The organism is Staphylococcus sp. EG-SA-10, from assembly GCF_017151945.1.
Taxonomy (GTDB): domain Bacteria; phylum Bacillota; class Bacilli; order Staphylococcales; family Staphylococcaceae; genus Staphylococcus; species Staphylococcus aureus.
Genome location: NZ_JACVZJ010000011.1, coordinates 1 through 22,039, shown reverse-complemented (window position 1 = coordinate 22,039; position 22,039 = coordinate 1). Strand labels below are relative to the sequence as shown.

Below are 22,039 nucleotides of genomic sequence, written 5' to 3'. Positions count from 1 at the left end.
TATATTGAGTAACTAAAATTATTTAGCTGCTACTTCTTCGCCATTGTATGAACCACAGTTTTTACATACACGGTGTGATAATTTGTATTCGCCACAGTTTGGGCATTCAGTCATACCTGGTACTGAAATTTTGAAATGCGTACGACGTTTGTTTTTTCTAGTTTTAGAAGTTCTTCTTTTTGGTACTGCCATGATATATCCTCCTTAGATTATAAACGAAAAATACTAAATGTTAGTTTAATTAACAACATTATATCATTAATTAAACTACTTATTGCTCTTTATCATATAATTGTTGTAATTTTTGAAGCCTTGGATCAACTTGTCGTGATTCTGAATCATCTTGTTCTTGCTGTTTAGCAAGCTCATCTAATTGATCCTCATCGATTACTTCCCAACCATTACCTACTGTCAACATTTGGTCACTTTGCTCTGAATAAGCTCTCATTGGTTTCTCAATAATAACTATATCCTCGACAATATCATGAAGATTAACCATACCATCTTTAATAATGTGATAGTGTTCATCTACATCATCTTGATCATCGTTATACTGATTGTACCCTTCTAAATCAAATACTTCTGTAGTAGTTACATCTAGTGGGACTTTAACTGGTACAAGAGTACGTGCACAAGGCATTGTATACGTACCAGTAATGTGAATATCCGCAACGACTTCTGTTGACTTAATGGTTAACTGACCTTGGATTGTAATTGGAGATAAATCAATTAAATCTAATGATTCTTTTAAATTGTCAAAACTCACCGTTTGATCAAATTCAAATGGCTTACCTTGATATTTCCTTAATTGCGTAATTGACCATTTCATATGGCTTCACCTCTAACAAGCACAAAATTTATTTTAACTTTCTAAGAACAAGTTGTCAAGATTTTTTCTTAACATATCATGTTCTGTTACAATATTAATAATGAATACCGAAAGGACGAATTGCAAATGAAAAGCGTTGGCTTAATCACAGAATATAATCCCTTTCATAATGGGCATCAATATCATATTAATCAATCTAAAAAACTTACAAATGCTGACGTTACTATTGCAATAATGAGTGGTAACTTTGTCATGCGTGGCGAACCAGCAATCTATAATAAGTTTACTCGTGCAAAAATGGCATTATCAACAGCTGATTTAGTTATCGAACTACCAGCAACTGCCAGTTTATCATCTGGCGATCATTTTGCCGAACTAGCAGTTAAAGTCGCAGATTATATGAGTGTCGATACAATTGCATTTGGTAGTGAAAATAATGATATCAAAACATTAAAGCAATTAGCTCACAGCATTAATGAAATTGAACAATCCGAATCCTTTTCACAAAAAGTAAAAGAAGGTAAAAGCTACCCTCGTATCATTAGCGAATTATTAGAGCATCATGAAGCACTAGCAAGTCCTAACAACATACTTGGTATTAGTTATCTGAAAGCAATTGCTAAACATGCTAAAAACATCAATGCAATTTCTATTAAACGAGAGAATGCTCAACATCATGATTCATTAATTCAACACCATCAGTTTGCAAGTGGTACATCTATTAGAACATCAATCATTAGTCAAGATGATCATTGGCATCATGTGGTACCTAAAGATATTCAACACCTGTACGTAACACCTCATATAACATTAAATCAAATATTTCCATATTTGAAATATCAAATCATAGCTATGACTACAGAATCATTAAAGAATATTTATACTGTTACTGAAGGTTTTGAAAATCGTTTAAAATCTAACATTAATGAAGCAACTGATTTTCATCATTTTGTAAAATCACTAAAAACAAAGCGTTATACATATACGCATATTCAGAGACTGTTAATGAATGTATTATTAAACATTAAACCTACAGATGTTACGAGAAACATTCACGCAGTTAAAGTATTAGCGATGAACGACCGTGGCAGACAATATTTAAAGCATTTAAAAACAGCGTTCCCAGAAAGACAATATATAACCAATATTAACAAAAGCAATGCACATTACTTCACAAATGAAATCAAAGCAACACACATATACAATGCAATAAGCGGGAAACAACAAACAGATTTCAACACACCTGTCATACAGCAATATCGTTAACAAATGAAAACAGTATTTTAGGATTGTAAACCATGATAAACCTAAAATACTGTTATTTTTATTACTTAAATTTCTTCTTCAATGCCTTTTCAACATAAGGTGGAACGAATTCAGAAATATCTGCTCGATAAGCTGCAACTTCTTTAACAATACTTGAACTTATAAATGAATAATTAGTACTAGACATCATATATAACGTTTCAATTTCATTGTTCAACTTTTTATTCATTGAAGTTAAGCGTAATTCATATTCAAAATCACTGACTGCTCTTAAACCACGTATGATTGTTTTAGCTCCTACTTGTTCACAATAATCGACTAGTAAACCACTAAATTGATGAACCTTGACATTAGGTAAATGTTTAACAGATTGTTCAATTAAATCCATACGCTCTTCTAAACTAAACGTACCTTCTTTTTTACTATTTTTAAGAACACAGACATGAATTTCATCAAATCTATCTGTACTTCTCTCAATAATGTCTAAATGACCATAAGTAATGGGGTCAAAACTACCCGGAATGACCGCTATTGTATGTTCCATGCTATTCTCCCTTTTCTAATAACAATGTGTCTGTCAACCCATAATGGTAACGTTTAATCATATTAAACGGTTGATAGTCTATTTCTTCATAATTGCTAAATTCACAAACGATGATACCATTTTCTTTCAATAAATTAAACTCTGAAATTAGTTTTAAAGCTTTATCAATGAGACCTTTATTATAAGGTGGATCTAAGAAAATGACATCAAATTGAATATCACGTTTTGACAATGCTTTTAAAGCTCTATCTGCATTATTTTTATAAACTTCAGATTGTGCCTCTAAATCCAAATTCGCAAGATTTGATTTAATAACTTTTACAGCTTTAAAATTTTGATCAACAAAGATAACCTTATCCATACCTCGAGAGAGTGCTTCTATTCCAAGCGCCCCGCTTCCTGCAAATAAATCTAAACCTATACCTGACACATCATATAAACTATTAAAGATACCTTCTTTAACTTTATCCATAGTTGGTCTCGTATTACGGCCTTCCATACTTTCTAAAGCTTTACTTTTATGTTTACCTGCAATGACGCGCATGTTGTTCACACTTCCAATTCATTTAGTTATTTAATATAATTTATTGAGAAAAAGGAGAATGATAAACCAATGAAACAAACATTTATTACACTTGGTGAAGGTCTAACAGATTTGTTCGAATTCATGACGATGATTGAATATAACCATCAACGTATTGATAAAATTATCTATTTTCATTCACCACAAGCTGAAAATAAAAAGTCATCTGTAGCAATCATTATGAACCCTACAACTGGCAATCATTTCCAAGCATTTTATATCATGATTAACGCTATTAAATATCCATATCCAGATTCAAATAAAAAGTTTCAAATGATTAATGATTGTGCTGAAAAATTCGACATACCTATTTTAGGTATCGATGTACAGCCCCCTCAAGCATTTCATGATTTATCGTTATATTATAATTATTTAATTAGTGTGTTAAGGCTCCAAAAATGGATACCAGAACTTCAATAATATTAATTATATATTTCGTGTTTCTCTTTTTCGTAAGTTTTCTTTAAGTATTTATATGGTGAGCCATCAATGTGTCTAACGTATTTAAGTTGCATTAGTTTATGTACAATTTGATCAACATCTTGCTCATTCACATACATAATTACAAATTTGCGATCTCTATTTGAATGAACGATATGTCCATATTTTCGGATTTGTCGTTCATGTTTCATATGTTTTAAATAAACTACAATACTTGTTCTTGGGATTAAATTCATTTAAACCTCACTCCATTTATTTTCAGCATTAATCATATCATGTCTTTATTAATTTTAAAATATTAAGCTACCTTAATTATGTCTTATGTAATTGCTCGATAAATGTATTTAGATTATATTAAACATCATTATATTAATTCAATTCTCAAGAGTATCACTATATGATTAACCACACATTTCGCTGTAGTCAGAACTATGAATTTGTTAAGCTATAAAAGTAAACGAGGAGGAATTTTTTATGAAAAAAGTAAACAGAAACATTTTAAATGCGGTACTAGTCGGTGCTGGATTTGTAAGTAGTTTGTTAATGATAAATAAAAATAAAGTGATTACTAGAAAGCAAACCATCCCTGCTTTTTTCAAAGGCAATGAACCATATATATTTGCGCATCGTGGTGGTATGGCTTTAAGACCAGAGCAAACGCAACTTGCATTTGACTATGCTAAACAATTAGGCGTTGATGGCTTTGAAACAGATGTGAGACTCACAAAAGATCAACAGCTTATCGTTTTTCATGACGCAACTGTCGATAGAACGACGAACGGCTCTGGAAAAGTTAGTGCCCATACATTAGCAGAATTAAAGAAATTAGACGCAGCTTATCACTTCAAAGATATCAATGGACTAACACCATATCGTGGTCATGCACACACAGCTATACTAACCTTCGATGAGTTGCTGAAGCAATATCCTGATATGTATATAAACGTAGACTTAAAAGATGCTCCTGAATCCTATGAAGGCTCAATCGCACCACAAATTATGTTTGATACAATTGCAGAAAATCAAGCATTTGACCGTGTTCTTGTGACAAGTTTTTATAAAGAACAAATCGTACGTTTTAATAAAATTGCACAAGGATCTGTTGCAATTGGTGCTAGCCAACAGGAAGTTACAGAGGCATTTTTAAAATATCATTTATTAGGTGGTAGGTACTACCAACCATTAGCACAAACTTTCCAAATGCCTACTCATTTTAAAGGCATTGATTTGACTTCATCTCGTTTTATCAAATGGTTAAATGATATGAATGTCATTCCAGGCTATTATGGTGTAAATAGTATAGATCTAATGAATGATTTATACCAAAAAGGTGCACATACTATAGTGACTGATCGACCAGATTTAGCACAACAATTCAAATAAACAATAAACAATAAACAAAAAAATCGAGTCAGATGCTAGTTAATGGTTTCAATAACCATCTTTTTCTGACTCGATGTTTTTTATAATGAACAATTACAGGATCCGCCCGTCGCACAACCACTATGTGATGTTTGAAAGAATGGATTACCTGTTTCTATTTTGACATGTTCTGAAACAGCGTACGCAATTTTCGTAACAACTTCATCAATTAAATGTTGAAGTGCCATTTCCCTAGCTTTGTAATGCATCACAACGTCAAGCATCTCATATGCTCTTTTGCGTTGTCTTGTCTCTAACATGACTTTTTTATAATCAGGATGATATTTCCCGAAACGCATTACTTCATCATATTTCTCTTTTGATTTTAAAAATGATTGATAAAGTAAATGTGCCTCGTCATTGTTTTCGAGCGCCTGCTTAGCTTGCTCAAATGATGCATAAATATCTGATGCAACTATCATATCAGCTAGTTCATCAATATCATCTAATATCGCTAGTGAAGCTTCATTAATCATAAATACCCCTCATTGTTATTTTTCTAAGAAAATTAGTGAATAATAATCTCTCATTACATCTCCACCCATCTCATCGTATTTTGAATTTAATAGACGAGATCGATGTATATCTGAATTCATCCAACTATGGATTAATGTTGGTACATCATTAAACGCATAACCAACATTTTGAGCAGTTGTTTTATAAGTAACGTGATTTTTATCTAATTGCCCTCTTAATGCGTCCTCTGTAAATTCAACACTATCAGAACCATTAGAGGTCGCTTCATATAAGTTATTAGATGCAATATGTGCTAAATCGCTATTGATTTTCAATGGTTTTAATCCTTTTAATTTTCTCATTTCATTCGTTACTTCATAAAGAGAAATTAATTGATTTGGATTTTGCTCAACTGGACGCTTATTATGCTCTTCTGACGTAGAATTAGAATTTAATCGATAAGGTTCAATATCTGCTAACATTTCTTTTGTTAAAAATCGTACACTTAGCACCTTTTTCGATTGTTGATCAGAATACACTTGTGCATATATGTTGCCATATTTAATCAGTGTTTGTGTTTTTAAATCTTCATCTGAAAGTTCAAATTCATATTTTTTACCATCAACTTTAAAGGACGGTTCTGGATTAATACTTGTATGATTAAAAATTTCTGCAGAATGTTGTCCTATTTTTAACGGACTAACATTTACTTTTTCACCTGTAGCATACACTGAAACGATTTCTTCACGTTTAGTTGAAACAATGTAATAACTGTTTTTGTCTTTAAACACATAATTTTTGTAACCATCTCTAAAAGGATAGACAAGATCTGCTTGTCCAAATTTAGAAGTAAGCACTTTAATATCTTTACCTACCCATGTACCAACACCTTCTTTAGGCTTTGGATTTTCAGCATGGTTATTTGATTTATTCACCTGTTCAGATCTATTTACTTTATTACCTTTATTCGGGTTCTCTAATACATCAAATTTTAATCTCGGTGAATAAAAAAGATATATTAAAAATCCAACTAAAAATAATACACCGACGACTCTTATAATTAACTTTTTCATCAATCAACCACCTAAAAAGTATTAATACTATTGTAAAAAACAACACATTAATTAGCAAATTTTCAACACTGACATAACTGTGTCATTTCGATGAAACAAAATCATCTTCAGGCATAATGTTAACATCATAAAGATTTTCCCTACACTCTATATCATAACCTATCTTTATGTTTTCAGGTTGAATTTCATTATTAGGATTAAAATATGTATAAAAAAATGGACAGTTAAGGTATCAAATGAATACCATCAACTGCCCGACTATTCTTCATCAAAAAACCTGATAAAACAAATTGCCTTATCAGATTAGTATCATTTGTATAAGCGTATTAATGACCAAATGTTGCTTTAATCAGTGATGTCGTTTCTCCACCTGGATATAATACATATAATAATAAGTAAACTGCTACACCTGTAATTGCAGTACAGAACCATATAACTGAAGCGAATGGCCCGAATTTGCGGTGTACATTATATTTATCTTTAAATGCAGTAATAATTTGAACTAGACCTAGAATACCACCAATTGTTGCTAAATTAATGTGGAAAAATAAGAAAATCGTATAATATTTCTTAATTGATGCTGGTCCGCCAAATGCTGTATTACCGATAAAAATCGTTCTACTTGCATAGATTAAGAAAAAAGTTAAAGCAAAAACAGCTGCAGCTAACATAACATTTTTGTGTTTATTTATTTCCCTTTTCCAAATAAGTCTCCAACCAATGGCAATTAAAATTGCACTAATGACAATACATGTCGTACTAATCGTTGGTAAAATTGGAACGCCCATATTTTTCATCCTAACTTAATTAATCTAGATCAAAGTAAGTAATGAAACAATCACAGCTAACACGAAAAAGATCACTAAATAATTTAGTGAATATATAAACATTTGTGTTGCCCATTTTGTTTGATCTGAATTTTTCTTAAATGTTGTTAAACCTAATGCAATCCATCCTAAATTTAATAATGTAGCTAACACTACGAATACGACACCTAAATTTATTAGTAATAAAGGTACTGGCAATAAAATAATCAACCAGATAAACATACTGACACGTGTACGTTTAAAGCCCTTAACTGATGGTAACATTGGAATATTTGCAAGTGCATATTCATCTTTACGTTTAATAGCTAAGGCATAAAAATGAATTGGTTGCCAACAAAATACAACTAAAAACAGCGCAATCGCTGTTAAACTAATTTGTCCTTCAATTGCAACCCATCCAATTAGTGGTGGTACTGCTCCAGGAAAACTCCCAATCACTGTGTTCCATGTTGTATGTCTTTTAGACCATATTGAGTAATAAGACACATAACCTACAATCCCCATAAGACCAAGTACGCCTGATGGTATATTCAATAAAAACAAACAAATTTCTCCAACTAACATCATACCAAAACTTAATAGTAATAAATTTTGATCTGTAATTCTATTATTTACAGTTGGTCTATTTTGTTTACTAGGCATAATACGATCAATATCTTGGTCGTAATAATTATTTAACGCACATGCGCCACCCATAATTAAAGTAGATCCAAATAGCATTAATAAAATTTGAGGTATTGATGATAAGAAGGAATGATTTGTCATTACAACTGCTAGCCATGCGCCCGCAAAAGCAGGAATTAAGTTACCTTGAACAAGTCCCATTTTAATTATCTGTTGCAATTCTTTGAAGTTAACTCTGCTAATATTTTGTGACAAAGTATGCTCTTTGCTCATAATCCCCCTCCTTAAATTTGTTCATATAAGATTATGATATCTTAGATTGCATAAAAAGACTAGGTTTAATAAAATTAAATTGTGACAAATTAACGACAAGAGAAAATGTCAATTTTGTGACACAAATAACATTTAATTTATTGCTATAATGTATATGTTAGAAAATTTTAATAAGTAGAATCATGCATCTAAAAGAGATTAATATTTAAGCTTCAAATTTGAGTAAACGTGGATTACATAATTATCCCAATAAAAAAATCATTACGATTAAGGTCCTTTTGTGTCGTCCACTTACAATACTTGTAAAATTAAATCATATTTCCTGCGTTGGATCCCATCTTTTCATATCCTACAATCAGGTCAATTTATAGTATCATCTCAAATCCGGCTATTAATTCTAATTCTCAGTGATGCGTTTTTTTATGATGGGGTGTATAAATTGTTTGGCAAAAAGAATTTAAAATGGTTAGGTGTCGTAGCAACGTTAATGATGACATTTGTACAACTTGGTGGTGCCTTAGTTACCAAAACCGGATCAGCTGATGGTTGTGGTTCTTCTTGGCCACTATGTCATGGTGCGTTGATTCCAGAATTCTTTCCTATTGATACGATTATTGAGTTAAGTCATAGAGCCGTTTCAGCTTTGTCTTTATTAATGGTCTTATGGTTAGTTATCACTGCATGGAAACATATAGGCTACATTAAAGAAATTAAACCTTTATCAATCATTAGTGTTGGATTCTTATTATTGCAAGCATTAATCGGAGCTGCTGCTGTTATTTGGCAACAAAACGATTACGTTTTAGCATTGCACTTTGGTATATCATTAATCAGTTTCTCATCTGTATTTTTAATAACATTAATTATTTTCTCTATAGATCAAAAATATGAAGCTGACGAATTATATATCAAAAAGCCATTAAGACGTTTAACATGGTTAATGGCAATCATCATTTATTGTGGTGTTTACACTGGTGCACTAGTGAGACATGCGGATGCAAGTTTAGCATATGGTGGTTGGCCATTGCCATTCCACGATCTTGTACCACATTCAGAACAAGATTGGGTCCAACTCACTCATCGTATCATGGCTTTTATAGTATTTACGATTATTATGATTACTTATATTCACGCTGTTAAAAATTATCCAAATAACCGTACTGTTCATTATGGTTATACAGCTGCATTTATACTTGTTATATTACAAGTTATCACAGGTGCATTGTCTATTATGACAAATGTTAACTTGATAATCGCACTATTCCATGCATTATTTATCACTTATTTATTTGGTATGACAACATACTTTATCATGCTAATGTTACGATCAGTAAGAAGTGACAAGCAATAACAAAAAAGCAAACCGTAATTTTAATGGCACGCCCATTAAAATTACGGTTTTTTTATATCAATATTTAAAATTAAACCTAAGACAAGTAAAAACGAGATTACACGTCAATTGTTGTGTAATCTCGTTTTATTTTAATCATTTTAGTCAGTTGCTTTTTCAATTTCGATTAATAAATCGCCTGTCGCTATTGTGTCACCATTATTTACAGTTACTTGTTTAATCACACCGTCAAATGGTGCTTGAATTGTTGTTTCCATTTTCATAGCTTCAGTAATTAGCAACGGCTGATTAGCTTTCACAGTTTCACCTACACTAACCTTGACTTCAGTTACTGAACCTGGCATTTGCGCACCGATATGACTTGGATTACTCTTATCTGCTTTTGGCTTAACGTTCGCATTTGTATGCACATTTTCATCTTTAATGTAAATACGTCTCGCTTGACCATTCATCGCATAGTAAATCGTTCTATTACCATTTTCATCTGGTTCACTAATCGTTTCTAGTTTAATAATTAATCGTTTACCTTTATCGATTTCGATTTCTACTGTTTCACCATTACGCATTCCAAAGAAGAATGTAGGCGTATCAAGTAACGATAAGTTTCCGTATTGATTTCTAGTTTGAATATATTGTTCATATACTTTTGGATATAATACATAACTAATAATATCTTGCTCCGTAACAGGACCTTGTTGCTCTTCTTCAAGCAACTCACGGACTTTTTCAAAATCAACCGGCTCTAGATATTCACCTGGACGAGCTGTTAATGCTTCTTGGCCTTTTAAAATAACCGCTTGTAAATCTTTATTAAAACCATTTACAGGTTGTCCTATTTCACCTTTGAAGAACGACACTACTGATTCTGGGAAATCTAATTTATAGCCATCTGTAATCACGGATTGTTCATCAAGATCATTTTGTACCATATAAAGTGCCATATCACCAACTACTTTAGACGATGGCGTTACTTTTACGATATCACCAAATAAGAAATTCACTCTGCGATACATATCTTTGACTTCATCAAATCTTTCGCCTAAACCTAAACTTTTAGCTTGTTGACTTAAATTCGAATACTGTCCACCAGGCATTTCATGTTGATAAATTTCAGTATTCGGTGATTTGATATCACTTTCAAAGTCTGAATAATAAGTACGTACAGTTGACCAATAATGACTAAGTGACTCCATACCTTCAATATCAGTTCTAAGGTGACGTGGGAAGCCATTTAATGCATAATATAACGAATTGGCGCTTGGCTGACTTGTTAAACCACTCATTGAAGCAACAGCAGTATCAATGATATCGACACCAGCATCTATTGCTTGTTTGTACGTTAATAAACCATTACCACTTGTATCATGAGTGTGAAGATGGATTGGTAAATCTACAGCTGCTTTTAACTCACCAATCAATTCGTAAGCAGCTTTAGGTTTTAATAAGCCTGCCATATCTTTAATCGCTAAAATATGGAAACCTTCACGTTCTAACTCTTTAGCTAGTTTGACATAATACTCTAAAGTATAAATGTTTGATCGCTCAGGATTTAAAATGTCACCTGTATAACAAATAGTACCTTCTGAGATTTTGCCCGCTTCTTGTACTGCTTCATTGGCAACTTTCATTTGATCTACCCAGTTTAATGAATCGAAAATTCTAAAGACATCTATGCCTGCTTTAGCACTTTCTTGTACGAATTTATGAATAACATTATCAGGATAGTTTTTATAACCAACTGCGTTTGAAGCACGTAACAACATTTGGAATAATACATTTGGAATAGCTTTACGTAGACGTTCAAGTCGTTCCCATGGGTTTTCCTTCAAGAAATTATATGCCACATCAAATGTAGCACCGCCCCACATTTCTAGTGAGAAACCATCTTTAAATACGTCCGCTGTTTTGGATGCGATATTAATCATATCCTTAGTTCTAACTCGTGTAGCTAATAATGATTGGTGTGCATCTCTAAAAGTTGTATCTGTTAGTAAGACATCATCCTGCTTTTTAACCCATTCAGCTACACCTTTTGGACCTACTTCATCAAGCAATTGTTTCGTACCACTAAATGAAGCGATTTTACTTGAAGATACAGTTGGAATTGATGCTAATTCATAGTCTGGTTTCGGACGTTTCTCAACATTTGGGAAACCATTAATTGTTACATTACCTATATATTCTAATGTTTTAGTACCTCTATCTAGAGACGGCTGAATGTCGAAAAGTTCTGGTGTTTCTTCAATAAATTTAGTTGTGTAATCACCACTTGTGAACTTTTTATTTTTCATTACATTAATTAAGAATGGAATATTAGTTTTAACCCCACGAATACGCATTTCTCGTAATGAACGTACCATTTTTTCTTCTGCTTGTTTAAATGATATCGCGTGTGTAGATAATTTTACGAGTAATGAATCATAGTAAGGTGATATCTCAGCACCTTGGAAACCATCTCCAGCATCAAGACGTACACCAAAGCCACCGCTTGAACGATAAGCAATGATTGTTCCAGTATCCGGCATGAAATCATTTAACGGATCTTCTGTTGTAATACGACATTGGATGGCATAGCCCAATGTTGTAATATCTTTTTGTTGCGGCATATTAATCTCTTCACCAAATAAATCAGCACCTGCTGCAACTAAAATTTGTGTCTTAACAATATCAATTCCTGTTACCATCTCTGTAATTGTATGCTCTACTTGTACACGAGGGTTAACTTCTATAAAGAAGAATTCGTCACCAGATACTAGAAACTCAACAGTACCTGCATTGACATATTTAATATTTTCCATCAATTGAATTGCAGCATCACAAATACGTTGACGTAATGTTGGTGATAATCCAACTGATGGTGCAACTTCTACAACTTTTTGATGACGACGTTGTACTGAACAATCACGTTCAAATAAGTGTACGATATTTCCATGTTCGTCACCTATGACTTGTACTTCAATATGCTTTGGATTATCAATGTATCTTTCTATGTAAACTTCACTATTACCAAATGATTTTTCTGCTTCTGATTTTGCTCTATGGAAAGCATCTTCTAATTCACTTTCTTCACGAACGATTCTCATACCTTTACCGCCGCCACCACTTGTGGCTTTAATCATTAGCGGGAAACCAGCTTCTTCTGCAAATTCTTTTGCTAATTCATATGATTTAATTGGACCGTCTGTACCAGGAATAACTGGTAAATCTGCCTTGATAGCCGTTGTACGAGCTTTAACTTTATCTCCAAACATATCTAAATGTTCTAAATGAGGACCAATAAATTTAATCCCTTCTTCTGCACAACGACGCGCAAATTGTTCATTTTCACTTAAAAAACCATAGCCAGGATGAATCGCATCCACATTCGCTTGTTTTGCTACATCAATGATACGCTCAATATTTAAATAACTTTCAGCAGGACCTAAATCACTTCCAACTAAATAGGATTCATCTGCTTTATATCTATGTAATGAACTTTTGTCTTCATTCGAATAAATTGCAACTGTGCTGATGTCTAATTCTGCTGCCGCTCTGAATATACGAATTGCAATTTCTCCACGGTTAGCAACAAGTAACTTTTTTATTTGTTTCAATAGCGATACACTCCTCAAACTATTAGAATTTTCTAACTAATTAGATAATAAAATTTTATCTTAAAGCGCTCTGTTTTGCTATAGTTATGTTTCAAATTTTCAAAATTTAACATTCTTGAGACAATTAAAACCTCCGCTTCAAAAATAATAATTTCAAAAATGACTATGCAACAACAGGTAGTTCACGTTTTTGTTGTGAAACATTTTCGATTTCTACAACTCTAAAAAATTAAAAATAAAATCGTAAAACATCAACATTTATTATCAATAGCGATAACTTTATCTTATCATCATGATTCTAATTTCGCCACCACATTTAGTGATTTTTAGTCATAAAATTTAGTTATAATTATACGTTGTTTTGTTTATAAAATTTGATAATCATGAGTAATCTCGTAATATCAAAACAAAAAGGAAGTTAAGCGTTGTTTGGTTGCCTAACTTCCGTTATTGAACTCATCAATCCAATTTGACAAAGAGTATATAAATAGCCAATGTTTAGCATCGCTTAATGACAGAAGTCATCTCATACTAAATATTGGCTAGTATTTTTTTAATTAAATTGTCTTCTTATATCAACTTTTTGTTGTTGTTTCTTTCGTTGCTGGTCTACTTTGATTTGTTTACCTACAATCAGAAGTAATCCCATAGCAATACTTAAACTAATCATTGATGATCCACCAAAGCTGATAAATGGCAATGGCACACCAGTTAATGGAATTGTTGCCGAAATACCGCCAATGTTTACAAACGTTTGGCTTCCAAAGTATGTGGCAATCCCAACACACACAAGTTTATAAAAATATGATGATGTTTTATTTGCAAACTGGAAGGCACGATATACAATAAAGAACTCTAAAGTAATAACTAGCAATCCTCCGATTAAACCTAATTCTTCGCAAATAATTGCAAAAATAAAATCTGTATGTGGTTCTGGTAAATAGCCCAATTTCATTGCACTATTTCCTAATCCTTTTCCAAATACGCCACCGTTACCTATCGCAAGCAATGAATTGGAAATATGGTACCCAGTTCCTGATTCGAATTGGAATGGATCTGTTAGCGTACTAAATCTGGCAGTTAAATAACTTGGTAACCAACCAGCCATTAATGCAATGACAAATACTACTAAGAATCCTAGCACTGCTGGTATACCAAATCTTAGGACTTTGTTTACCCCAATTCCTGAATAAAAAATAATCGCAACTAAAATAATTAATATTAGTAATGTTTGCCCTACGTCTTTTTGTAAGAAAACTAAAAACGTACAACCTAATGCTAATACAATAGGACTTAAAATTAATTTTGGTTTACTTAATACTCTAGGCATTTTTTTACTGATCATAAATGGGATATATAATATGATTGCAATTTTTAATAACTCAGATGCCTGTAAGTTCATAAATCCTAAGTTTATCCAACTTTTAGAACCATTAATATCTTTACCGATTACTAACGTCAGTAATAATAGCGAGACGATAGTTATAATCATACCTTTTTGCACTTTAATATTACTCAGTAATTTAACATTCATTAAAAATGCAATAAAAAATACAATTATAAAACTCATTATGACATATGCTAATTGTCGGTTGTAAAAATACGTTCCTGGAACATCGATACCACCAGTCAATGTGCCTTTAGTTGCTGGAACCATACTGGCACTATATACCATCACTAATCCAATTAAACTCAATACAATATATGTAACTAATAACGGATAATCAATAAACTTTGAGGTTTTACCAATATACCGTAAAATACTTCTAAAATTCTTCATATATTCAGTCATCCAATTCTACAATTTATACTTCAAATGATTTCGTTTTATACTTTAATTTTAAAAATCCATGTTACTTATTATATACATGACATCGTCATAATCACAAATATTAACAGGTATCTTGAGGTAATTTATAGAATATTTGTTTACTTAATATCGTGAATTGCTAAAACCCAATAAAAGTGACTGACATGTCATCAAGAAGACAACATAACAGCCACTTTAATCAGTAATTAAACTATAAATATAAAATCGGCGCAGCTCAATTGTCGATATCTCACGCCGTTTTAATATGCTTATATATTAAACCTTAAACAAGTGTAAAAGCTTCATGTAATTTTGAAAGTTCTTTCTCAAGACGTAACATAATTTGTTTGCCATCTTCGCGGTCAACTAAACCTAATTTAACAGCAAAATCAACTTCTTTTTGAAGTCCAAACATTTGTGTATCTAGTACCTCTTCATATAATGGGCATGAAGGTAATGTTAAATTATCTAGTTGAACTTTAATCAGATGCAAGATTTCATCAGCATCTTTAGTCAATTGTTTCAAAGCTGCATTTTTCATTGTTGTTTGTTTCGCCATGACACGCTCCCCCTCTATATAAATTCTCAAGTCTTACTAAAAGTTTATCTTACTAAATATTAAAAAGCAAGTAGATTTAAAATGTGTCGTTAGCAATTTGTGTTAAAATAATGCTATATACATTGATAGGGAGTGGGAAAATGATACAAATTAAAGGAGCCGTAAAGTTTCCTATAACATTAGATAGTACGACTTGGATTTTCGATGATAGAAAAGTTAGCATCGAAGATTTAGAAAAAGGTGTATTTGATGGTTCAAAACCAATCGACTTTGAAGATAATCATGAATGGAATCGTGCTATCCTAGAAGGACAAACTAATCCGCCTACTTTAAATTCAGAAATAAAATACAAAAAACGTGCCATGTTAGAAGGTTCATTTGTCATTAATATGACACCATTTTTCAAACATTCCGAACCACATGACTCTGCAACTACTATTAGATTATCAAATGAGCATGATTATTTAGATATACCGATAGATCTATTACCCTATTTATTTTTCCAATTTGCAAAAGACGGTAAACGACTTTACAGCGATAATGGTGTAGATAGTTTTATTTACAATCAAGAAGATGGTTATTCATATCGAATCAACCATGTAACTCATATTGAGGTGATTTAATTTGAGACAAGTGCAATGCATTATCTGTGATGCAAAAGTATTTATAGATGAGCGCACAACTGAGTCTAAACGACTTAAAAACAATCCTATTCGAACATTTATGTGCGATGATTGTAAAAGTCGATTAGACACCCCTAAACAACGTGCGCAACACTATCCGCTCGATTAATATCTGAATAAACAAGTTAAAAATTTGAAAATGTGAAAGTAACAGGAACTGATAGCATTTAAACACTTTTTCAAATATTATATGCTAAAAGAGAAGCTAAGCAACTTTCATCGCTCAGCTTCTCTTTTATTATGTTAAATTATTCGTTTTCTTGCATCATTTGTTTGATACGCTTTGCTTCTTTTTCACGAACATTTTTGTTTAAAATTTTCTTTCTTAAACGTATGCTTTCTGGTGTAACCTCAACAAGTTCATCATCATTAATGAATTGTAATGCTTCTTCCAATGTTAGAATACGCGGTCTATTCATTGTTTGTGTTTGGTCTTTCGTTGCAGAACGTACGTTAGTTTGATGTTTTGTTTTAGTGATGTTAACAGTTAAATCATTTTCACGATTATGTTCACCAACAATCATACCTTCATAAACTTCAGTACCAGGTTCCATGAAGTTTACACCTCTATCTTCAAGTCCTAAAATGGCATAAGTACTTGCAGAACCTTGATCCATTGAAATTAATGCACCATTACGACGGCCGCCAATTTGTGCTTTAATACGTGGTCTAAATTCTTCAAATGTATGGTTAATAATACCGTAACCTCTTGTCATTGACATAAATTCAGTCGTATAACCAATCATACCACGAGCCGGTACATTAAAGATTAAACGTGTAAGTCCATTATCAGTTGTAGTCATATCAACCATTTCACCTTTACGTGCACCTAATGATTCAATAACCGCACCTGCATTTTCTTGTGGCACTTCACATTGCACACGTTCAAATGGTTCACACATTACACCATCAATTTCTTTAATAATTACTTGTGGTTTTGAAACTTGTAATTCATAACCTTCACGACGCATATTTTCAATAAGGATTGATAAATGTAATTCACCTCGACCAGCAACTACCCATGTATCTGGAGAATCTGTGTTAGAAACTTTCAAAGATACATCTGTTTCTAATTGTTGATTTAAACGTTCTTGAATTTGACGCGCTGTTACAAAGTCACCTTCACGGCCAGCAAATGGTGAATTGTTAACTTTAAATGTCATTTCAAGAGTAGGCTCATCAATACGTAGAACTGGCAATGCTTCTTGATGGTCATGTGGTGTTACAGTTTCACCAACGTTAATGTCTTCCATACCTGAAACAGCAATTAAATCTCCAGCTTGTGCTTCTTCAATTTCTAAACGTTTTAATCCAAAGTAACCAAAGATTTTAGTTACACGGAAGTTTTTCACTGTACCGTCTAATTTAATTAGTGATACATTATCTCCGACACGCATTTTACCTCTGAATACACGACCAATACCAATACGTCCAACATAATCATTGTAGTCCAACAATGCTACTTGGAATTGTAATGGCTCATCACTGTTATCAATTGGAGCTGGTACATAATCAATAATTGTTTCATATAATGATTGTAAATTATCATCTTGTTTATCAGGATCTAAGCTAGCTGTACCATTTACTGCTGAAGCATAAACAACAGGGAATTCTAATTGTTCATCGTTTGCTTCTAATTCAATAAACAAATCTAAAACTTCATCTACAACACCCTCTGGACGTGCTGATGGTTTATCAATTTTATTAACAACAACAACAGGTTTTAGGTTTTGTTCTAGCGCTTTTTTAAGTACAAAACGTGTTTGAGGCATTGTACCTTCATACGCATCTACTACTAAGACAACCCCATCAACCATTTTCATAATACGTTCTACTTCTCCACCAAAGTCTGCATGTCCTGGTGTATCCAAAATATTGATACGTGTACCTTTATAATCAACAGCCGTATTTTTGGCTAGAATCGTAATTCCACGCTCTCTTTCAATATCGTTAGAGTCCATTGCACGTTCATCGACATGTTCATTTTCTCTGAATATACCAGATTGTTTTAACAACTCATCTACTAAAGTTGTTTTACCATGGTCAACGTGAGCAATAATTGCTATATTGCGGACATCTTCTCTTTTATTAGTCATATAAATAGTTTCCTTCTTTCTTAAGTAAAATCCCACTTTTAATTACAACTTTTTTATTATATCATATAATTGAGAAAAGATAAGCAAAAGGTGGGGATAGGATGAAACAAAAAAAATCTAAAAATATCTTTTGGGTATTTTCTATATTAGCTGTTATTTTCTTAGTATTATTTAGTTTTGCTGTTGGTGCATCAAATGTACCAATGATGATTTTAACATTTATATTACTCGTTGCAACCTTTGGAATTGGATTTACTACAAAGAAAAAATATCGAGAAAACGATTGGCTATAAGTTATATCGACAATAACACGCGTTGATTAAAGACCACACATGTTCATGATGAACATTTAAATGGTTTTATATTGGCGCGTGTTTTTATTATTTAAGATATAAAAGCGTAATATGTTACCTAATTGTTAGGACTACATATTACGCTTTTGGTAATTATTTTGATTTTCTTTTAAATCGTTGTTCATGTAATTGTATTAACGCATCGCGATGTGGCTCTAAATAATCATTGCTAATTTCTTGATGGAGACCACGATTTCCAACTAAGATTGAATTTGGACCACTAATTGTTAATGGTTCTCCTAGTAAATTTGAAGCTTGTCCATTTACTTCATATAAAATAACCAATCCGCCAGCAAAATCCCATGGTTGAAGTCTTGGCGTCATATATGCTTCTAAATTACCTGTAGCAACTGAAACGATTTCAAGCGCTGCACTACCATATGCTCTTGCACTTCTAGAATCATTAACAATTTCTTTAAAGATTTCTCCTAAAATTGGTTTAGTTAACCAGTTCGGATTGATCCCAATAATGCTTTGTCTTAGATTAGAATCATTCAATGGTTTCAAGGGTTGGCTACCTCGATATGCACCTTCCCCTACTTTAGCATGATATAAGACATCAGCCATAACATCATATACAAAACCTGCATAAGGTTTACCATCGATATAAATACCAATTGAAATCGCGAAATTTTCTTGTTGATGAACAAAATTCAATGTACCGTCTATTGGGTCAACAACCCATACCGTACCTTTGGAAGTATCGATGTCATGACCATGCCCTTCTTCACCTAATACTTGATGATTTGGATATGTTTCTAAAATTGTATCAAAAATAAAATCTTCTGTTGCTTTATCTACATTTGTAACAAGGTCATTCGGATTTGACTTTGTTTCAATTGTTAAATTTTGCTCCATCAATTGTTTAATTCTAATTCCTGCTTCTTGAATAAGTCCTTGGGCAAATCCATAAAGTGCCATAACATCATCTCCTAACATCTTTATTATACATCAACATTTTATAAAAATAACTTCTTAAGATAAAAATGAAAATACTAATTTTAATGAGAGCATCTTAAGCTACTATTGATAAAACATATGCTACAATATTTTTAAACACTATACAGGAGGTACTCTATGACAAAATATACATTTAAACCTAAAGATTTCAAAGCGTTCAACGTAGAAGGCTTAGACACACGAATGGAAGCTTTAAACGAATACATACGACCACAACTCCATGAATTAGGAGAATATTTTAGTGACTTCTTTACAAGTCAAACTGGTGAAACATTTTATCCTCACGTAGCAAAGCATGCTAGAAGAAGTGTGAATCCTCCTAAAGATACATGGGTTGCTTTTGCAACAAACAAAAGAGGCTATAAAATGTTACCTCATTTCCAAATTGGTATGTTTGAAGATCAACTGTTTGTTATGTTTGGAATCATGCATGAAGCAAAAGATAAAGCAACACGTGCAAAAGTTTTTGAAAGAAAATTTAAAGCTATTCAACAATTACCTGATGATTATCGTGTTTGCTTAGATCATATGAAACCTGATAAACCATTTATTAAAGATTTAACGGATGATGATTTAAAAGAAGCGATACAAAGAGCCATCAATGTAAAAAAAGGTGAATTCTTTATAGCGCGTGCAATCACACCACAAGATAAAAGATTAAAAAGTGACAAAGCATTTATTGCATTTTTAGAAGAAACCTTCGATCAGTTCTTACCATTTTATTCTGCATAAATAACTTTGTTTAAATAATAGAGCACGTAATCACATCCATGATTTCGTGCTCTTTTTGCTTACCATTAAATCGAACGTTCAACATAATAATTCATACTTTTAAAAAATTAAAATAAATTTAGGTTGACCTAAACATTTTATTAGGTTATTATATTGTCCATAAGAAGTAGAGGTGAGTCAAAATGAATAATAAACGACATTCAACAAATGAACAATTAAGTTTAGACGAAATAAACAATACAATTAAATTCGATCATCGCAGTTCAAATAAACAGAAATTTTTATCATTTCTTGGGCCTGGGTTATTAGTCGCTGTTGGTTACATGGATCCCGGAAACTGGATAACATCAATGCAAGGTGGCGCGCAATATGGCTATACTTTGCTATTCGTAATTCTTATTTCAAGTTTATCAGCAATGTTACTTCAAAGCATGACAGTGAGATTAGGAATAGCAACAGGTATGGACTTAGCTCAAATGACACGACATTATTTATCAAGACCTATTGCTATAATCTTTTGGATTATTGCAGAACTAGCAATTATCGCCACAGATATTGCTGAGGTTATTGGTAGTGCTATTGCTCTCAATCTCCTATTTAACATACCTTTAATCGTCGGTGCACTAATAACTGTACTTGATGTATTTTTACTGCTATTTATAATGAAATATGGTTTTAGAAAAATTGAAGCTATTGTTGGTACATTAATTTTCACAGTGTTATTCATCTTTATATTTGAAGTCTATATTTCATCACCACAGTTGAACGCTGTGTTAAATGGATTTATACCACATAGTGAAATCATTACAAATAACGGCATTCTCTATATTGCATTAGGTATTATTGGAGCTACAATTATGCCTCATAATTTGTACTTACATTCATCAATTGTACAATCTAGAACATACTCAAGACATAACAATGAAGAAAAGGCGCAAGCGATTAAATTTGCTACGATAGATTCGAACATTCAGTTATCAATCGCATTTGTAGTCAATTGCTTATTATTAGTGTTAGGAGCATCACTATTTTTCAACTCAAACGCTGACGATTTAGGTGGTTTCTATGATTTATATCATGCCTTAAAAACTGAACCTGTACTGGGTGCAACAATGGGTGCAATCATGAGTACATTATTTGCAGTTGCATTATTAGCGTCAGGTCAAAATTCAACGATTACTGGTACTTTAGCAGGACAAATCGTAATGGAAGGATTTTTAAGATTACACATACCAAATTGGTTAAGACGTTTAATTACACGTTCCCTTGCTGTCATTCCTGTTATCGTATGTTTAATCATTTTTAGAGGTAATGCAGCTAAAATTGAGCAGCTACTTGTATTCTCTCAAGTATTCTTAAGTATTGCTCTTCCGTTCTGTTTAATACCATTACAATTAGCAACTAGTAATAAAGACTTGATGGGACCTTTCTATAATAAAATGAAATGCTCCCTTCAAAGTAGACATTGAAAAAATGAAAACTTTGAAGGGAGCTTTATTTATGTCAATAAAACCTAAAGTAGACATAGATGTACTGCTATATATGTTTCAAGAATATGAAAAAG

22 protein-coding genes and 1 pseudogene are annotated in these 22,039 nt (G+C 32.3%); 9 read left to right on the top strand and 14 right to left on the bottom strand.

The window, feature by feature from the left end:
- Nucleotides 1–18 precede the first annotated feature (18 nt).
- Nucleotides 19–192, bottom strand: coding sequence for a 50S ribosomal protein L32 (gene rpmF / locus IDG45_RS09145; RefSeq protein WP_000290472.1), 174 nt, complete (start codon nt 190–192; stop codon nt 19–21).
- A gap of 79 nt (nt 193–271) precedes the next feature.
- Nucleotides 272–829, bottom strand: coding sequence for a YceD family protein (locus IDG45_RS09140; protein ID WP_000872155.1), 558 nt, complete (start codon nt 827–829; stop codon nt 272–274).
- A gap of 126 nt (nt 830–955) precedes the next feature.
- Between IDG45_RS09140 and IDG45_RS09135 the strand changes: the two genes are divergently transcribed.
- A complete protein-coding gene (locus tag IDG45_RS09135) occupies nt 956–2,095 on the top strand; it encodes a nucleotidyltransferase (protein WP_000843607.1) in 1,140 nt (379 codons plus the stop codon).
- A 61-nt stretch (nt 2,096–2,156) separates the two neighbouring features.
- Here the strand turns inward: IDG45_RS09135 and coaD are convergent, their stop codons facing one another.
- Nucleotides 2,157–2,639, bottom strand: a complete 483-nt coding sequence (coaD, locus tag IDG45_RS09130; protein WP_000401377.1) for a pantetheine-phosphate adenylyltransferase — start codon at nt 2,637–2,639, stop codon at nt 2,157–2,159.
- 1 nt (nt 2,640) lies between these two features.
- Nucleotides 2,641–3,183, bottom strand: coding sequence for a 16S rRNA (guanine(966)-N(2))-methyltransferase RsmD (gene rsmD / locus IDG45_RS09125; protein ID WP_001263797.1), 543 nt, complete (start codon nt 3,181–3,183; stop codon nt 2,641–2,643).
- A gap of 69 nt (nt 3,184–3,252) precedes the next feature.
- On the opposite strand from rsmD, the gene IDG45_RS09120 reads away from it, so the two are divergent.
- Nucleotides 3,253–3,642, top strand: a complete 390-nt coding sequence (locus tag IDG45_RS09120) for a DUF7147 family protein (protein ID WP_000814565.1) — start codon at nt 3,253–3,255, stop codon at nt 3,640–3,642.
- Between the two features lie 2 nt (nt 3,643–3,644).
- Here the strand turns inward: IDG45_RS09120 and IDG45_RS09115 are convergent, their stop codons facing one another.
- Nucleotides 3,645–3,899, bottom strand: coding sequence for a YlbG family protein (locus tag IDG45_RS09115; RefSeq protein ID WP_001049150.1), 255 nt, complete (start codon nt 3,897–3,899; stop codon nt 3,645–3,647).
- A gap of 238 nt (nt 3,900–4,137) precedes the next feature.
- On the opposite strand from IDG45_RS09115, the gene IDG45_RS09110 reads away from it, so the two are divergent.
- Nucleotides 4,138–5,046, top strand: coding sequence for a lysophosphatidylglycerol phospholipase D (locus tag IDG45_RS09110; RefSeq protein ID WP_000757593.1), 909 nt, complete (start codon nt 4,138–4,140; stop codon nt 5,044–5,046).
- A gap of 80 nt (nt 5,047–5,126) precedes the next feature.
- On the opposite strand, the gene IDG45_RS09105 is transcribed toward IDG45_RS09110, so the two are convergent.
- The 4 genes from IDG45_RS09105 to cyoE all read right to left on the bottom strand — a co-directional run bounded on the left by IDG45_RS09105 (nt 5,127) and on the right by cyoE (nt 8,338).
- Nucleotides 5,127–5,561, bottom strand: a complete 435-nt coding sequence (locus IDG45_RS09105; RefSeq protein ID WP_000606480.1) for a YlbF/YmcA family competence regulator — start codon at nt 5,559–5,561, stop codon at nt 5,127–5,129.
- 15 nt (nt 5,562–5,576) lie between these two features.
- Nucleotides 5,577–6,614, bottom strand: coding sequence for a CAP-associated domain-containing protein (locus IDG45_RS09100; RefSeq protein ID WP_000733405.1), 1,038 nt, complete (start codon nt 6,612–6,614; stop codon nt 5,577–5,579).
- 326 nt (nt 6,615–6,940) lie between these two features.
- Nucleotides 6,941–7,402, bottom strand: a complete 462-nt coding sequence (locus IDG45_RS09095) for a DUF420 domain-containing protein (protein ID WP_000538766.1) — start codon at nt 7,400–7,402, stop codon at nt 6,941–6,943.
- 24 nt (nt 7,403–7,426) lie between these two features.
- The gene (gene cyoE, locus IDG45_RS09090; RefSeq protein ID WP_000031401.1) at nt 7,427–8,338 is read right to left on the bottom strand and encodes a heme o synthase; all 912 of its coding nucleotides are present in this window, start codon (nt 8,336–8,338) and stop codon (nt 7,427–7,429) included.
- A 439-nt stretch (nt 8,339–8,777) separates the two neighbouring features.
- On the opposite strand from cyoE, the gene IDG45_RS09085 reads away from it, so the two are divergent.
- The gene (locus IDG45_RS09085) at nt 8,778–9,689 is read left to right on the top strand and encodes a COX15/CtaA family protein (protein WP_000467123.1); all 912 of its coding nucleotides are present in this window, start codon (nt 8,778–8,780) and stop codon (nt 9,687–9,689) included.
- A gap of 140 nt (nt 9,690–9,829) precedes the next feature.
- Here IDG45_RS09085 and IDG45_RS09080 read toward each other — a convergent pair whose 3' ends face one another.
- From IDG45_RS09080 to IDG45_RS09070, 3 genes are all read right to left on the bottom strand, one after another.
- The gene (locus tag IDG45_RS09080; RefSeq protein ID WP_000809511.1) at nt 9,830–13,282 is read right to left on the bottom strand and encodes a pyruvate carboxylase; all 3,453 of its coding nucleotides are present in this window, start codon (nt 13,280–13,282) and stop codon (nt 9,830–9,832) included.
- Nucleotides 13,283–13,835: 553 nt separating this feature from the next.
- The gene (gene ftsW / locus IDG45_RS09075; protein WP_000787940.1) at nt 13,836–15,062 is read right to left on the bottom strand and encodes a cell division peptidoglycan polymerase FtsW; all 1,227 of its coding nucleotides are present in this window, start codon (nt 15,060–15,062) and stop codon (nt 13,836–13,838) included.
- 313 nt (nt 15,063–15,375) lie between these two features.
- The gene (locus tag IDG45_RS09070; protein ID WP_001118970.1) at nt 15,376–15,651 is read right to left on the bottom strand and encodes an Fpa/YlaN family protein; all 276 of its coding nucleotides are present in this window, start codon (nt 15,649–15,651) and stop codon (nt 15,376–15,378) included.
- Between the two features lie 140 nt (nt 15,652–15,791).
- On the opposite strand from IDG45_RS09070, the gene IDG45_RS09065 reads away from it, so the two are divergent.
- The gene (locus tag IDG45_RS09065) at nt 15,792–16,274 is read left to right on the top strand and encodes a hypothetical protein (RefSeq protein ID WP_000614715.1); all 483 of its coding nucleotides are present in this window, start codon (nt 15,792–15,794) and stop codon (nt 16,272–16,274) included.
- 1 nt (nt 16,275) lies between these two features.
- Nucleotides 16,276–16,443 carry a YlaI family protein gene (locus IDG45_RS09060; protein ID WP_001250275.1) on the top strand — a complete coding sequence of 56 codons (168 nt, stop codon included), beginning with the start codon at nt 16,276–16,278 and terminating at the stop codon, nt 16,441–16,443.
- Between the two features lie 139 nt (nt 16,444–16,582).
- Here the strand turns inward: IDG45_RS09060 and typA are convergent, their stop codons facing one another.
- Nucleotides 16,583–18,430 carry a translational GTPase TypA gene (gene typA / locus IDG45_RS09055; protein ID WP_000182650.1) on the bottom strand — a complete coding sequence of 616 codons (1,848 nt, stop codon included), beginning with the start codon at nt 18,428–18,430 and terminating at the stop codon, nt 16,583–16,585.
- Nucleotides 18,431–18,531: 101 nt separating this feature from the next.
- Here typA and IDG45_RS09050 point away from each other — a divergent pair, with 101 nt between their 5' ends.
- Complete coding sequence (locus tag IDG45_RS09050) at nt 18,532–18,723, top strand: DUF5325 family protein (protein WP_000810619.1); 192 nt, start codon at nt 18,532–18,534, stop codon at nt 18,721–18,723.
- A 153-nt stretch (nt 18,724–18,876) separates the two neighbouring features.
- Here IDG45_RS09050 and IDG45_RS09045 read toward each other — a convergent pair whose 3' ends face one another.
- Nucleotides 18,877–19,704: an inositol monophosphatase family protein gene (locus tag IDG45_RS09045; RefSeq protein ID WP_001240317.1), complete on the bottom strand. Its 828-nt coding sequence runs from the start codon at nt 19,702–19,704 to the stop codon at nt 18,877–18,879.
- A 156-nt stretch (nt 19,705–19,860) separates the two neighbouring features.
- Here IDG45_RS09045 and IDG45_RS09040 point away from each other — a divergent pair, with 156 nt between their 5' ends.
- Both IDG45_RS09040 and IDG45_RS09035 read left to right on the top strand, forming a co-directional pair.
- On the top strand, nt 19,861–20,475 hold the full coding sequence (locus tag IDG45_RS09040; protein ID WP_000170613.1) for a YktB family protein: 615 nt from the start codon (nt 19,861–19,863) through the stop codon (nt 20,473–20,475).
- Nucleotides 20,476–20,657: 182 nt separating this feature from the next.
- Nucleotides 20,658–21,914: pseudogene (locus tag IDG45_RS09035) on the top strand (Nramp family divalent metal transporter); the annotation flags it as partial.
- Nucleotides 21,915–22,039 lie beyond the last annotated feature (125 nt).